Source organism: Actinomadura formosensis NBRC 14204, assembly GCF_001552155.1.
Lineage (GTDB): Bacteria > Actinomycetota > Actinomycetes > Streptosporangiales > Streptosporangiaceae > Spirillospora > Spirillospora formosensis.
In genome coordinates, this window is sequence record NZ_BCQQ01000169.1 from 1 (window position 1) to 12,197 (window position 12,197).

13 protein-coding genes are annotated in these 12,197 nt (G+C 75.4%); 7 read left to right on the forward strand and 6 right to left on the reverse strand.

Features of this window, described 5'->3' with window-relative positions:
- The coding region (locus tag AF1_RS35455) for a fibronectin type III domain-containing protein (RefSeq protein WP_169804064.1) at positions 1 to 322 on the forward strand (322 nt) is incomplete at its 5' end.
- Positions 323 to 326: 4 nt separating this feature from the next.
- Here AF1_RS35455 and AF1_RS29575 read toward each other — a convergent pair.
- From AF1_RS29575 to AF1_RS29600, 6 genes are all read right to left on the reverse strand, one after another.
- On the reverse strand, positions 327 to 2,366 hold the full coding sequence (locus AF1_RS29575; RefSeq protein ID WP_131733028.1) for a fibronectin type III domain-containing protein: 2,040 nt from the start codon (positions 2,364 to 2,366) through the stop codon (positions 327 to 329).
- 120 nt (positions 2,367 to 2,486) lie between these two features.
- Positions 2,487 to 3,425 (reverse strand): pyridoxal-phosphate dependent enzyme, encoded by a 939-nt coding sequence (locus AF1_RS29580; protein ID WP_207394234.1) that lies wholly within the window; start codon positions 3,423 to 3,425, stop codon positions 2,487 to 2,489.
- On the reverse strand, positions 3,422 to 3,613 hold the full coding sequence (locus AF1_RS29585) for a hypothetical protein (RefSeq protein WP_067806705.1): 192 nt from the start codon (positions 3,611 to 3,613) through the stop codon (positions 3,422 to 3,424). The genes AF1_RS29580 and AF1_RS29585 overlap by 4 nt, the downstream gene beginning before the upstream one ends.
- A gap of 107 nt (positions 3,614 to 3,720) precedes the next feature.
- Positions 3,721 to 5,886, reverse strand: coding sequence for a DUF3488 and transglutaminase-like domain-containing protein (locus AF1_RS29590; RefSeq protein WP_131733029.1), 2,166 nt, complete (start codon positions 5,884 to 5,886; stop codon positions 3,721 to 3,723).
- The gene (locus AF1_RS29595; RefSeq protein WP_067806713.1) at positions 5,883 to 7,013 is read right to left on the reverse strand and encodes a DUF58 domain-containing protein; all 1,131 of its coding nucleotides are present in this window, start codon (positions 7,011 to 7,013) and stop codon (positions 5,883 to 5,885) included. Before AF1_RS29595 ends, AF1_RS29590 begins: the two co-directional genes overlap by 4 nt.
- A 17-nt stretch (positions 7,014 to 7,030) precedes the next feature.
- Positions 7,031 to 8,014 (reverse strand): AAA family ATPase, encoded by a 984-nt coding sequence (locus AF1_RS29600; protein ID WP_067806718.1) that lies wholly within the window; start codon positions 8,012 to 8,014, stop codon positions 7,031 to 7,033.
- A gap of 143 nt (positions 8,015 to 8,157) precedes the next feature.
- On the opposite strand from AF1_RS29600, the gene AF1_RS29605 reads away from it, so the two are divergent.
- The 6 genes from AF1_RS29605 to AF1_RS37195 all read left to right on the forward strand — a co-directional run.
- Entirely contained in the window at positions 8,158 to 8,943 is a 786-nt protein-coding gene (locus AF1_RS29605) for a M50 family metallopeptidase (RefSeq protein WP_067806720.1), read from the forward strand.
- Between the two features lie 66 nt (positions 8,944 to 9,009).
- Entirely contained in the window at positions 9,010 to 9,441 is a 432-nt protein-coding gene (locus AF1_RS34925; protein ID WP_067806723.1) for a hypothetical protein, read from the forward strand.
- Positions 9,442 to 9,519: 78 nt separating this feature from the next.
- Positions 9,520 to 10,278, forward strand: a complete 759-nt coding sequence (locus tag AF1_RS29615) for a DsbA family protein (RefSeq protein ID WP_067806726.1) — start codon at positions 9,520 to 9,522, stop codon at positions 10,276 to 10,278.
- Positions 10,275 to 11,093 carry a cytochrome c biogenesis CcdA family protein gene (locus AF1_RS29620; protein WP_067806729.1) on the forward strand — a complete coding sequence of 273 codons (819 nt, stop codon included), beginning with the start codon at positions 10,275 to 10,277 and terminating at the stop codon, positions 11,091 to 11,093. Before AF1_RS29615 ends, AF1_RS29620 begins: the two co-directional genes overlap by 4 nt.
- Positions 11,094 to 11,103: 10 nt before the next feature.
- On the forward strand, positions 11,104 to 12,027 hold the full coding sequence (locus AF1_RS29625) for an SWIM zinc finger family protein (RefSeq protein WP_174548911.1): 924 nt from the start codon (positions 11,104 to 11,106) through the stop codon (positions 12,025 to 12,027).
- Positions 11,994 to 12,197 (forward strand): DUF5691 domain-containing protein (locus AF1_RS37195; protein WP_457912012.1); only part of this gene is annotated, 204 nt, incomplete at its 3' end. The genes AF1_RS29625 and AF1_RS37195, both read left to right, overlap by 34 nt.

The following is a 12,197-nucleotide window of genomic DNA, read 5'->3' on the forward strand; positions in this document are numbered from 1 at the left end:
GGCGCGCCCGCGCCGGCTCGCCGTCCGCCAGGCCGGCGGGACGGCCGCGCTCACCTGGGCGCTGCCGCCCGCCGCGCGGGGACTGCCGCTGCTCGTCCAGCGGCAGCCCGCCGGTTCGCAACCGATCGTGACGGTCGGGGCCGGGTCGCGTTCGGCGACCCTGCCGGGCCTGCGGCCGGAGACGGCCTACTGCTTCAAGGTCGGCGCGGTGCTGCGCCTCAACCAGGGCCGGGCGCCGGACGTGGCGTGGTCGGCGCCCGCGTGCATCCGCTCGGGCAAGCCCCCGGGGAGGAAGCCGGGGAAGAAGCCGAAGCGGCACTGACCGGCTACTTGCATCTCCAGACGGTGGGGCCGGCGTAGCTCGTCCAGCCGCCCGGCGTGCTGATCAGGTAGCCGAGGACGTAGCCGGTCTTCCCCCGCCAGGTGATCTTGGTGTACATGTCGCCGGCGAGGCTGGAGTCCCGCGGGTGCCGGTAGTAGGCGCCCTTCTCCTTGCAGTGGACGGCGACCATCTCGCCGTTGTTGTCGTACATGGTGGCGACGATCGCGCCGTTGTTGCCGTCGGGCGTCGCCCGGATGTAGGCGTTGGACTTGCCGTTGCTCTGGACGGCGTAGTTGCGCGTGGGGCCGGTCAGCGTGGTGTCGAGGGTGGTCGCCGAGCCTGCGCCGGCGTCGTTCGCGGCCGTGAGGGTGAAGGTGTAGGCCCCGTTCATCCACACGTTGCCGAGCGTCACCGACGTGCGCGATCCCGTCGCGGTGCCGCTGACCGGGCCGCTGTAGGCGAGCCGGTAGGTGACCGCGCCCGCGCCGGGCGGCGGCGCCCACGCGACCCTGGCCCCGGACGCGGTGGCCTGCGCCGTGAGGCCGGTCGGCGCGCCCGGCGCCACGCACGGCCGGACGGGGTCGCCGGCGGCCGACACCTGCTCGCGCGTCCGGCCGGCGGCGTCCCGGTAGCGGACGGCGACGCGGAACCGGTACTCGCGCCCGCAGTCGCCGCCCCGGACGGTGAACGTGAAGGGCCCCGCGCCGGGCCGGATCGCGGACGGGCTCACGGTCATGCCGGACGGGACGTCCTTCAGCACGTAGCCGAGGACGCCGTCGCCCTGCGAGGGCTGGAAGTCGATCCGCATCGTGCCCGAGCCGGGCGTGACGGACACGTTGGACGGTGCGCTCGGCGGCTCCCCGGGGCCGGGCCGGTTCGGCCGCCGGGACGGCGGCCGCGTGCGCGGCGGCGGGGCCTCGCCGCCGGGCAGCGGGAGGGTGCGGCGCTTCGGGCCGCCCGGCACCCGGTCCGTGTACTTGTCGATGCCCTTCTCGCCGCCCTGCCGGTCGATCACGACGGCGTGGGGGCCGGACGGGTCGTTCGCCCAGAGCATCCCGTCGCGGACGAAGACGTCCAGCCGGGCGGGCCGCCCGGTCACCGGGACCGGGCTCTCGAACCGGTTGGCCGCCGAGTCGTACACGAGCAGGGCGCCGGCGGTCTCGTCCGGGATGTAGACCTTCGCGCCGAGCGCCTGCGGCGGCCGGTAGCGGTGCGCCGGCATCGCGAGCCGCGTGCTGGAGTACCGCCCGGCGTCGGTGTCGACGGTGACCAGCGACCCGGTGCCGGGCACCAGCAGCGGGACGATCTTCCCGTCGGTGGCGGCGGGCGCGAGGACCCCGCCGCGTCCCGCCTGCCGGACGGTCGTCGGCAGGCTCACCGTGAGCCGCGCCCCGGACGGCTTGACGACGGTCGCGGTGGCGGCGGCGGAGTTGGTGACGACCGGGTCCCCGGCCGCGATGGTCAGCGCGAGGCCGTCGCCCGGTTTCCCGGCGCGGACGGGCGGCTGGAGACGGCCGTCCTTGAACGCCGCGACCTCCCCGTTCCCCGAGACCGGCACCCACAGGGTGCCCCTGGCGTCGATGCCGGCCTGCCCGAGGATCGGCGGCAGCGTCGCGGACGCGCCGACCGGGGTCAGGCCCACCGGGTCGATCTGCTGGACGACGCCCTTGACCGAGTCGACCGTGTACGCCTTCCCGGCCCCGGCGAGGACCTGGATGCCCTTGCCGAGCGGGCGGCTCGTCCCGATGTCCAGCTGGGACGGGTCGAGCCGGCTGACCACACCGGTGTCCAGATCGATGATCAGCACCGTGGCGCCGTCCTGGACGACCTTGATGTTGTGGCCGCGCATCTGCGGGATCACGCCGGTCTTGCCGTCGACCTTGGCGGCCGGGCCGTTGACGTGCACGACGAGGCCCTTGCCGCGTGCGGTCAGCCATGCGCCGACGTCGGCGAGCCGGTACTTCGCGCTCGCGACGCCGACCCCGTAGACGGCGGCGGCGACCACGAGCACGCCGGCGAGCCCGACCGCGATCTGCCCCGTCAACCGGTCACGCCGGAACAAAGACCCCAGAAATGACACGCGCACGTGTTCTCACCCGCCCCGTTCGCAGGGGACACCGTAGCGGGTCCCCCCTCGGGGAGACCCGCGTTTCGCCCGGAAAGATCAACTCTCGCGGATCGCGTCGATATAGGTGGGGACGGTGATGTTGCGTCCGGAGACGACCACCACGGTGCGTCCGGTGACCTCCGTCCTGCCGGCGAGGACGGCGGCGAGCCCCGCGGCGCCCGCGCCCTCGGCGACGAGGCCGTGCTCGTGGAAGAGCCAGCGCAGCGCCGTCCGGAGCTGGTCGTCGGTGACCGACGTCAGCTCGGCGGTGTCCCCGATCACCGCCGGGGTGACGCAGCCGGGTTCGAGGTTGCCGGGCAGGCCGTCGGCGAACGTCTCGCCGACCTCGACCTCGACGACGCGTCCGGCCGCCACCGAGGCGGACACGCCGCGCGACACCGCCGACTCGACGCCCACGACCCGCACGTCCCCGCGCTCTCGCGCCCAGAGGCAGAGGCCGGCGAGCAGCCCGCCGCCGCCGACCGGCGCGATGACCGTGAGCGGGCCGTCCACCTGGGTGTCGAGTTCACGCCCGATGGTGCCCTGCCCGGCGATGACCGCCGGGTCGTTGTAGGGGGAGACGTAGTGGCCGGGCAGCGTCATCGCGTGCGCCTCGGCCTCGTCGTAGGTCTGGCCGTGCAGGATGAGCCGCACCGGATACGCGCCGATTTTGTCGATCTTGGCCATGGACGCCCGCGCCGAGGTGACCACGGTCACCTCGGCGCCGGACCGCGCGGCGGCGTAGCCCATGCCGAGCCCGTGGTTGCCCGCGCTCGCCGTGACGGCCGGCACGCCCTCCGGCAGCGCGGCGACGGCCGCGAGCGCGCCGCGCGCCTTGAACGAGCCGGTCGGCTGGAACGTCTCCAGCTTCAGCAGCGCGTCCGGAGCCAGGCCGCCGGACGGGATCAGCGGCGTGGGTTCGAGCACGGCGGACACCGCCTGCCAGGCGCGGTCCAGGTCGCCCGGGCCGGGCATCCGGACCGGGCGCGCCGTCACGGCCGCCTCCCTGACGCCTCGACCGGCCGCCCGTGCCGCCGGTTCCGGATCTCCCCGGGCGTGCGGGAGCGGCGGCGCCGCCCGGCCCGCACGACCATCGTCCCGGCCGCGGTGACGCCGATGAACCCGGCGATGCCCAGAATCTTCCCTAGGCCCGGCGTCTTCCGCCGGCCATGTTTCCCTCGCATACGGCTACGGTAGCGATCATGCCGGGCCGGGGACATCTCCCCCGCCGAGACCGCCGAGCGGGGCGTGAGCCTGGAGGCGGGCGCGGTGCCGGGCGGCGAGATCCCGGTCAGCGTGCCGTCCCCCGGAGAGATCGCGGGTGCAGGCGGCGCCGGATCCGGCGCAGGCGTCCGGCCCTGGCGGTGACGAGACGCCCCAGCGCGTCGGTGTGGTGCCAGGCCCGGTCGGCGGCGCGCTGGCCGGGCGGGGACGCGGCGAAGCGGCTCTGCTCGACGAGCTCGGCGAGCGGCCCCAGATGGCCGCGGGCCTCCGCACCGATGCCGGCGGCGCCGAACCGCGCGACCTCGTGCGCGGTCAGCGTCCGTACGGTGGTCAGGCCGACGTCGGCGAGATGATCGAGCGCCTGATGCCAGGCACCGATGATGCGGGTGGCGGGTGTGCCCGTCCGGCGGCGTCGCCTGCGCAATGCGGGGGCGAGGAGGACGGCGGACAAATAGCCGAGAAGGAGAACGCCTACCGCGATCGAAGCGAAAACCCACCACGGTGTGGGCGAGTCGTGGGCGGGGGCTGGTCTCTGGGATTGCTTCTGCGCCGTCTTGCCCGAGCCGGGGTCCTGCTCCTGGGAAGCCGCGGCCTTCTGTGCCTGCTCCAGGTTCTGTTCCGTCTCCCCTGCCGCGACACCGTCGTTCCTCTTGGACGGACGGGCGCTGTCGGGGAGCGGGTTGAAGCGGATCCAGCCGAGACGGTCGAACTTGATCTCGGGCCACGCCACCACGTCCCCGGAACGGACCCGCACGGTGTCGCCCGCGCGTTCGCCACCCTCGAACCCCACGACGACGCGGGACGGCAGGCCGAGCGTCCGGGCGAGCAGAGCGTAGGCGGTGGCGAAGTGCTCGGGGGTGCCGCGCCTGCCCTCCCCCAGGAAGTAGTCGAGCTGACGGTAGCTGTGCCCTGGCGGCGCGGTCACATCGTACTTGGCGTACCCCTTGAGGTACTCGGCGAGCATCGCGGCCTTCTGGAGCGGCGTCCCCGCGCCTCGCGTCGCCGCCTCCGCGAACTTGCGGAACTCGGCGAGCTGGACGGGCGGCCTCTCCGCGCCCGGCCCCCACGGCAGTTCCCGCGTCGCGTCCGCCTCCGCGCCGGTCGCGATCGCCACGCCGGCCAGGTCGCCGGCCGTCCACCGGGGCACGGCGGCGCCGACCCGGTAGGTCCGGCCGGGGCGCAGCGGCTCGGCCGCGGCGAGCGCGCCGCTGCCGGGGTCGACGACGACGGGGAGCCCGTCCACCCGCCGGGGACGGTCGGGCGCCGGCACCCACACGCCGGGCAGGTCCCGGATCGTGATGTGCTGTTCGACCTCGTGCCGCCCGCCCGGCCCCGGCCCCTGCGGCACGCGGCCCCCGGTCGGGACGAACCGGGCGGTGGACGACCAGGTCACACCGTCGAACCGGTCCAGCACGGCGAGCCGCTCGACCTCGCTGCGCCGCGACCGGACGGTGAACAGCACCTGGCCGGGGCTCAGCAGCCAGCCCCCGACGCGGTCGAGCGGGCTCACACCGTCGCGCTGCCGCGGCGGCGGAGCCTGCACCTGCTCACGCGGGTCGTAGGGGTCGGCGGCGACGGGGACGAGCGGGCCGGCGGCGAACGCCAGCGCCCCGAGGACGGCGGCGGCCGGCACCCCCGGCGCGAGCGTCCGCCAGGGGACGGGCGCGTCGGGGCCGTCCGCGCGGACGAGGACCAGCACGGCGATGAGCACGACGCTCACGGCGGCGAGCGGGATGGTGTGCGCGGGGCCGTCCACGCCGAGCGGCAGCGCGACCGCCCACACCCCCAGCGCCGGGAGGGCCGGGGCGGCGCGCAGCGAGGTCCGCAGCGCCAGTTCGGCGGACGCGAACGCCGCCGGCCACACCACCACGGCGACCAGGACGAGGAGCTCGGGCTCGGCGGGCGCGGGCGGCAGCGTGGTCAAGACCGCCTTCCACGAGCCGAGCACGCCCTCGCGGAGGGCCTGCGGCAGCGTCCCGCCGGACAGGGCCGGGCGCAGGACGGTGAGCGAGACCGTTGCGGCCCAGCCGAGCACGGTCAGCACGAGCGAGATCCACAGCGGCCACGGCGCCTTGCGGCGCGGGCCGGACAGCAGCCCGCAGAGCACCGCCGGGACGGCCGCGGCGGCGAGCGCGACCGGCAGGACCGGCCCGAGGCCGAAGACGCGCTGGAACGACAGGCCCGCGACCGCGACCAGGCAGGCCGTCACGGCGAGCGAGACGTACCGGGTCACCGGGCGCTTCCCAGCCGCCGCCACGATTCCGCCAGCCCGTCCAGGTCGTGGACATCGATCACCTGGACGCCGGGGGGCGCCGGCACGGGCTCGGGCGGCCTGACCCGCAGCACCACGACGCGGTCGAACCGGGACCGCACGGACGCGACCGGCCCCAGTTCGGCGGCACCGTTCGCGACGACGACCAGGGACCCGCCCGCGGGCACACCGCGCACCGCGTCCACGGCCGGCCGCGGCCCCTCCCCCGTCCCGACCGGCGTGAGCCCGTCGAGGAGGGTCTCCACGTCGCCGGGGCCGCCCCGGGTGGCGGCCAGCGGGCCGCCGCCGGTGAGGATCCGGACGGGGAAGCCCGCCGACGCCGCCCCGGCCGCGGCCGACGCCGCCGCGTCCACGGCCAGCTCGAAGTCGTCGGGCTCCGGCCACGCCCCGGACCGCGTCTCCAGCACGACCGTCGTCGTCGGCAGGCTCGCGTCCACGAGCCGGCGGACCATCAGCGTCCCGGTGCGGGCCGACGACTTCCAGTGGATGTGGCGCATCTCGTCACCGACCACGTACTCGCGCAGCGCGTGGAACGTCGCCGTCCCGGCCGGGGACCGGTCGCTCGTCGGGCCCTCCAGGTGGTGGGCGCGGCCCGACGGCAGCACCGCGAGCCGCACCGTCCGCGGCCGGACGAGCAGCACCCGCGGTGCGCCGTACTCGCGGACCCGGCGGGCCAGCCGCAGCGGATCGGCCCGCACCAGCCGCAGCGGCCCCACCGGGATCTCGCCGCGCCGGGCGGTCGGCAGCCGGTAGGTCACGGTGCGCCTGCCGCCCGGCCGCAGCCGCGGGATGTCCACCGCGATGTCCGCGGGCCCGGCCGCGTCCCGGGCGCTGAGCCCCCTGACCGCGCGTCCCCCGTTGACCACGTGCAGGACGGCGACGGCGGGTTCTCCCCGCTCGACCCGCACCGGCGCGATCTCCCGGCGGACGTCCAGGCTCGGCTTCGGCAGGGTCCACAGCAGCGCGCCCGCCACCGCCGCGAGCCCGGCGAGGGCCAGCATCGCGGGCTCGGGGTAGCCGAGCCACCAGCCCGCCGCGTACAGCGGCACCGAGACGGCCGCCGTCCCCCATCCGAGCGGTGTCAGCACGTCGTCACACCCGCTCCTCAGACACCGGCGGCCTGCGGGGTCGGTACGTTCCCCAGCGCCTCCCCGACGACGTCGGCGCCGGAGCGTCCGCGCAGCTCGGCCTCCGGCGTCACGATCAGCCGGTGCGCGATGACCGGGACGGCGAGCGCCTTGACGTCCTCGGGGACGAGGTAGGACCGCCCGGCCGCCGCCGCCCGCACCCGCGCCGCGCGCAGCAGCGCGATGCCGGCCCGCGGGCTCGCGCCGAGCCGCAGGTCGGGATGCTCGCGGGTGGCCGCGACGACCCGCACCAGGTAGTCGTGCAGCGGCGGCGCGACATGCAGCCGCCCGGCGAAGTCGATCATGCGGGCGAGGTCGTCGCGGCCCAGCACCGGCGGCATCCGGTCGAGCGTCGCACCGGTCGGCGCGCCCGCGAGCAGCTCGACCTCGGCCCGGTGGTCGGGGTAGCCCATGGAGATCCGCATCAGGAACCGGTCGAGCTGCGCCTCCGGCAGCGGATACGTGCCGTCCATGTCCACCGGGTTCTGCGTGGCGATCACCATGAACGGGCGCGGCACCGGATGCGGGACGCCCTCCACGGTCACCCGGCGCTCCTCCATGACCTCCAGCAGCGCCGACTGCGTCTTCGGCGAACCGCGGTTGATCTCGTCGGCGACCGCGAGGTTCGCGAAGATCGGGCCGGGGTGGAACTCGAACGTGTTCGCCCCCTGGTTGAAGATCGAGACGCCGGTGATGTCGCTGGGCAGCAGGTCAGGGGTGAACTGGATGCGCGTCCACTGCGCCTCCACCGAGGCCGCCAGCGCCCGCGCGAGCGTGGTCTTGCCCACCCCCGGGACGTCCTCGACGAGCAGATGCCCCTCGGCGAGCAGGCAGGTCAGCGCGAGCTCGACCTTCTCCCGCTTGCCGCGCACGACGCGCTCGACGCCGCCCGCCAGGGCCGCGAACATCCGCGCGAACCGCCCGGCCAGCGCGTCCGCGTCCGTCCCCGTGTTCTCGGTCATCCGTCAGGCCCCCCACCGCGCCCCCACCGCACCCAGCGACGCGAAGGGCACCTTAACGTCAATACGGACCGGAGGCCGAAAGATCCCCGAACATCACCGCGATCCACGACGAACCGAACGCGGATGTCATCTCCGGCGTCCTAATGTTGGGCATCGCGACGACGACTTCCGAGGTGGACGTGGACAACGCAAGCATCGCCGACCTGTGGGACCGGGTGACGGGAACGCAGCCGGACCCGCCCTGGTGGCTGGTCGCCCTCGTCGGCCTCGTCGCGCTCGCCTCGGTGCTCCACGGCCCCACCTGGCGGGTCGCGCGCAACACCGTCACGATCGCGCACGAGGGCGGGCACGCGCTGATCGCGCTGCTCACCGGCCGCAAGCTGGACGGCATCAAGCTGCACTCCGACACCTCGGGCGTCACCGTGTCGCGCGGCAAACCGCACGGCCCCGGCATGATCTTCACGGCGCTGGCCGGGTACGTCACCCCGCCGCTGCTCGGCCTGTTCTTCGCGCTGCTCCTCGCGGGGGGCCGTATCACGCTGATGCTGTGGTTCTCCCTCGCGCTGCTCGCGGCGATGCTCGTGATGATCCGCAACGCCTACGGCGCGCTGTCGGTGATCGCGACCGGCACGATCGTCTTCGGGGTGTCGTGGTTCGGCAGCACCGCCGTCCAGGCCGGGTTCGCCTACCTGGCCGCCTGGTTCCTGCTCCTCGCCGCCACCCGCCCGGTGATCGAACTGCAGCGGATGCGCGCCCGGCAGATGGCGCCGAGTTCGGACGCCGACCAGCTCGCCCACCTCACCGGTGTCCCCGGCCTCGCCTGGGTGGGTCTCTTCGGCGCCACCGCCCTGCTCGCCCTCCTCGCCGGCGGCGCGCTCCTCGTCCCCGACATCTCCCTCCCGGACCTGCCCGTACCGCTCGTCCCCTAGCGTTTTGCCACCGCCACCTGCGGTTCGTAGGGTGATCTGCGAACCCGGCCGGCAGCGGGAAAGGCGGTGACGATGGTCCGCGGCGGTGTGCGGCCCGGCGTCATCGCGCTGGCGCTGCTCGTCCTCGCGGCGGCGCTGTGCACGAAGGCGCTCGGCGCGGCCCCCGCGCAGGACACCTCCGTGCGGGGCACCGTGGTGGGGGACGCCGTGGTGGGGAATGCCGCCGTGGCGGACGCCGCCGTGGCCGGCCAGGCCCGGGCCGCCTCGGCTCCGGACACGGCCACCGCCGATTCCGGTGACGGGTCGCGGTGCGCGAAGAAGCCGCCGTCCACCGGTGCGCATCCCGCTCCGCGGCCCGCCGCCGACCCCGTCGTCCCGTCCGCGGCCCGCGCACCGGACGCCCCGCACCGGGTACACCTCCCGCGGGCGGCGGACGCGCGGGCGGGGCCCGCGCCGCCCGCGTCCAGACACATCCTCATGTCCGTCCTGCGGATTTAGAGCGCTCCCCGAGTCCTTCTCCGGGTCCGGCCATGGCGTCGGCCCGGCATCTCGTCCTTCACTCAAGGGAGCCTCATCATGCCCGGCAACACCTCGCCCCGCCGGAACCGGAGCGTCGCCGCGGGAGCGGCCGTCGTGCTCGTCGGGGCGCTGACCTTCGGCGTCGTGTCCATGACCGGCGACCGCGGCGACCGCGACACCGCCCGCCCGGCCGGCGCGTCCGCCGGCCCGTCCACGAAGCCGCCCACCAGCCCGTCCGCCAGCCCGTCGGCGAGCCCGTCCGACGAGACGGCGCAACTGCCGGACATGGCGCGGCGGGAGGCCGCCGACCCGCGCGCCAAGGGACGCCCGGACGCCCCGGTCGTCATGATCGAGTACGCCGACTTCCAGTGCCCGTTCTGCGGGAAGTTCGCCCGCGACACCGAGCCGGAACTGGCCGGATACATCCAGGACGGCACCCTGCGCATCGAATGGCGGGACTTCCCGATCTTCGGCAAGGAGTCCGAGGCCGCCGCGCGGGCCGGGTACGCCGCCGGGCGGCAGGGCCGGTTCTGGGAGTTCCACGACGCGGCCTTCGCCAAGGACCGCAAGCGCAACAGCGGCGCGTTCACCGAGCCGAAGCTGGTCGAGATGGCGCGCCGGGCCGGGGTGCCCGATCTGGCCCGGTTCCGCGCCGACATGAACGGCAGGGAGGCGGCGAAGGCCGTCCAGCGCGACACCGACGAGGGCTACGACCTGGGCGTTCCGAGCACGCCCGCGTTCATCATCAACAAGCGTCCCTTCCTGGGCGCGCAGCCGCTCGGCACGTTCAAGGCCGCGATCGAGAAGGCCAGGTGAGCGACATCGGCCTGCTCGCCGCGTTCCTCGGCGGGCTGCTCGCGCTGCTCAGCCCGTGCAGCGCGCTCCTGCTGCCCGCGTTCTTCGCCTACGCGTTCAGCGACAAGGCCCGGCTCATAGGGCGCACGCTCGTGTTCTACGCGGGGCTGTGCACGACGCTCGTGCCGCTCGGTGCGGCCGGCTCGTTCGCCGGCCGGCTGTTCTACGGGCACCGTGACCTGCTGGTGGCCGCCGGCGGCTGGACGGTCATCGCCCTGGGCGTCGCGCAGATCGCCGGACTCGGGTTCGCGTTCCGCCGCGTCCAGGACGCGGCGGGACGGATCAGGCCAGGCTCGGCGGGCAGCGTCTACCTTCTCGGCACGGTCTACGGCCTGGCGGGGTTCTGCGCGGGGCCGGTGCTGGGCAGCGTGCTGACAGTGTCCGCCATGGGCGGCGATCCCTGGTACGGGGGCGCGCTGCTGGCCGTCTACGCGCTCGGCATGGCGTTCCCCATGGTCGTGCTCGCCCTGCTCTGGGACCGGTTCCGGCTGGGTGAGCGGCGCTGGCTGCGCGGCCGGGCGTTCGGTGTGGGACGTCTTCGCCTGCACACCAACTCGCTGGTGTCCGGGGTGTTCTTCATCGTGCTGGGGGCGATGTTCCTCATGTTCGACGGAACCTCGGCGCTCCCCGCGCTGATCGACGTGGACACCGAGTTCCGGGCCCAGCAGTGGGTGAGCCGGATCTCCGGCCGGGTCTCCGACGGCACGGTGGCGGCGTTCGCCGTCGCGGCCGGCGCGGCCGCCGTGCTCGCGTGGAATGTCCGAGGTCGCCGATAGTTTCGGCGATGTGAGCAAGCGAACCGAGGAGCGGCGGGCCAGGCGCGTCGAGGACGGGCTCACCGAGCTTGACCAGTGGCTGCGCGACCAGGTCGCGCACGGGCTCGCCCAGGCCGACAAGGCGCCCTACCGGGTGTGGGACGACGCGGCACGGCGGCTCGTCGATGCGCAGGCCGGGGCGCTCGCCGGGCAGGTCAGGGGCCTCGCCGCGCTCCCGCGCCGGCCGGGGTGGCCCGATCGGCTGCTGGAGGAGTACGCGCTGCTGCGGCTGCTCGTCCGGGCCCACCGGCGGCGGGACGAACTGCCGGAGGGGCTGCGCGACACCGTTCGCGCGCGGATCGGCTTCACGGTGCCGCAGGAGGAGGTCCTGGCCGGCGGGGAGCGCGTCCGGGATCTGTGGTGGGTGATCGGCTCGCGTGACACCGCGCAGGATCTGCTGACCACGCGGCGGGTGTGGCTGCGCGGACGGCGCACGGGGCGGCCGGGGCTGGTGCTGTCGTTCGCCGCGCCGGGCACGTCCTTGGACGCGTCACTCGTGGCGGGTACGCGGGTCGATGCCGAGCTGGCGTTCTATCCGGGGTCACAGCCGCTGCGGGCGCTGGTCGCCGAGCGGTACGGGCCGGCCGAGCCGGGCACGCCGGACGGGACGTCCGTGCAGGGGTTCCTGGACGAGCACGCGGCGGCGCTCGCGAACGATCCCTGGCTGGACCGCTGGCCCGCGACGCTGCGCCACGTCCGGCCGGCCCGCGCGGAAGGGGGCGGGCTGTACGCGGCCGACGAGGCCGGGGACGCGCTGCCGCTCCGGACGGGCGATCCGTGGCGGCTGCTCGCGCTGTCGGGCGGCGGGCCCGTCACCCTGGCCGGGGAGTGGAGCCCGCGCGGCCTGCGCCCGCTGGCGGCATGGCACCGGGACGAGGGGGCGGCGATCCTGTGAGCGTGTGGAACGAGCACGTCACGGCGGCGCTTCTCGGCACCGAGCGCCGTGAGCCGCCCGTCCTGCCGGAGGCTCCCGGCGCGCCGGACGACAGGGCCGGCCGGCTGCTCGACCAGGCGGCGCTGCTGGCCGTCCGGCGGCGGGCGGGGCGGATGCCGGCGGGCGCGGCG

What these genes read in the sequence shown, in the direction of transcription:
- AF1_RS29585 (WP_067806705.1), bottom strand. Translation starts at nt 3,613, where the DNA reads ATGCGAGGGAAACATGGCCGGCGGAAGACGCCGGGCCTAGGGAAGATT.
- AF1_RS29600 (WP_067806718.1), bottom strand. Translation starts at nt 8,014, where the DNA reads ATGACCGAGAACACGGGGACGGACGCGGACGCGCTGGCCGGGCGGTTC.
- AF1_RS29605 (WP_067806720.1), top strand. Translation starts at nt 8,158, where the DNA reads ATGTTGGGCATCGCGACGACGACTTCCGAGGTGGACGTGGACAACGCA.
- AF1_RS29615 (WP_067806726.1), top strand. Translation starts at nt 9,520, where the DNA reads ATGCCCGGCAACACCTCGCCCCGCCGGAACCGGAGCGTCGCCGCGGGA.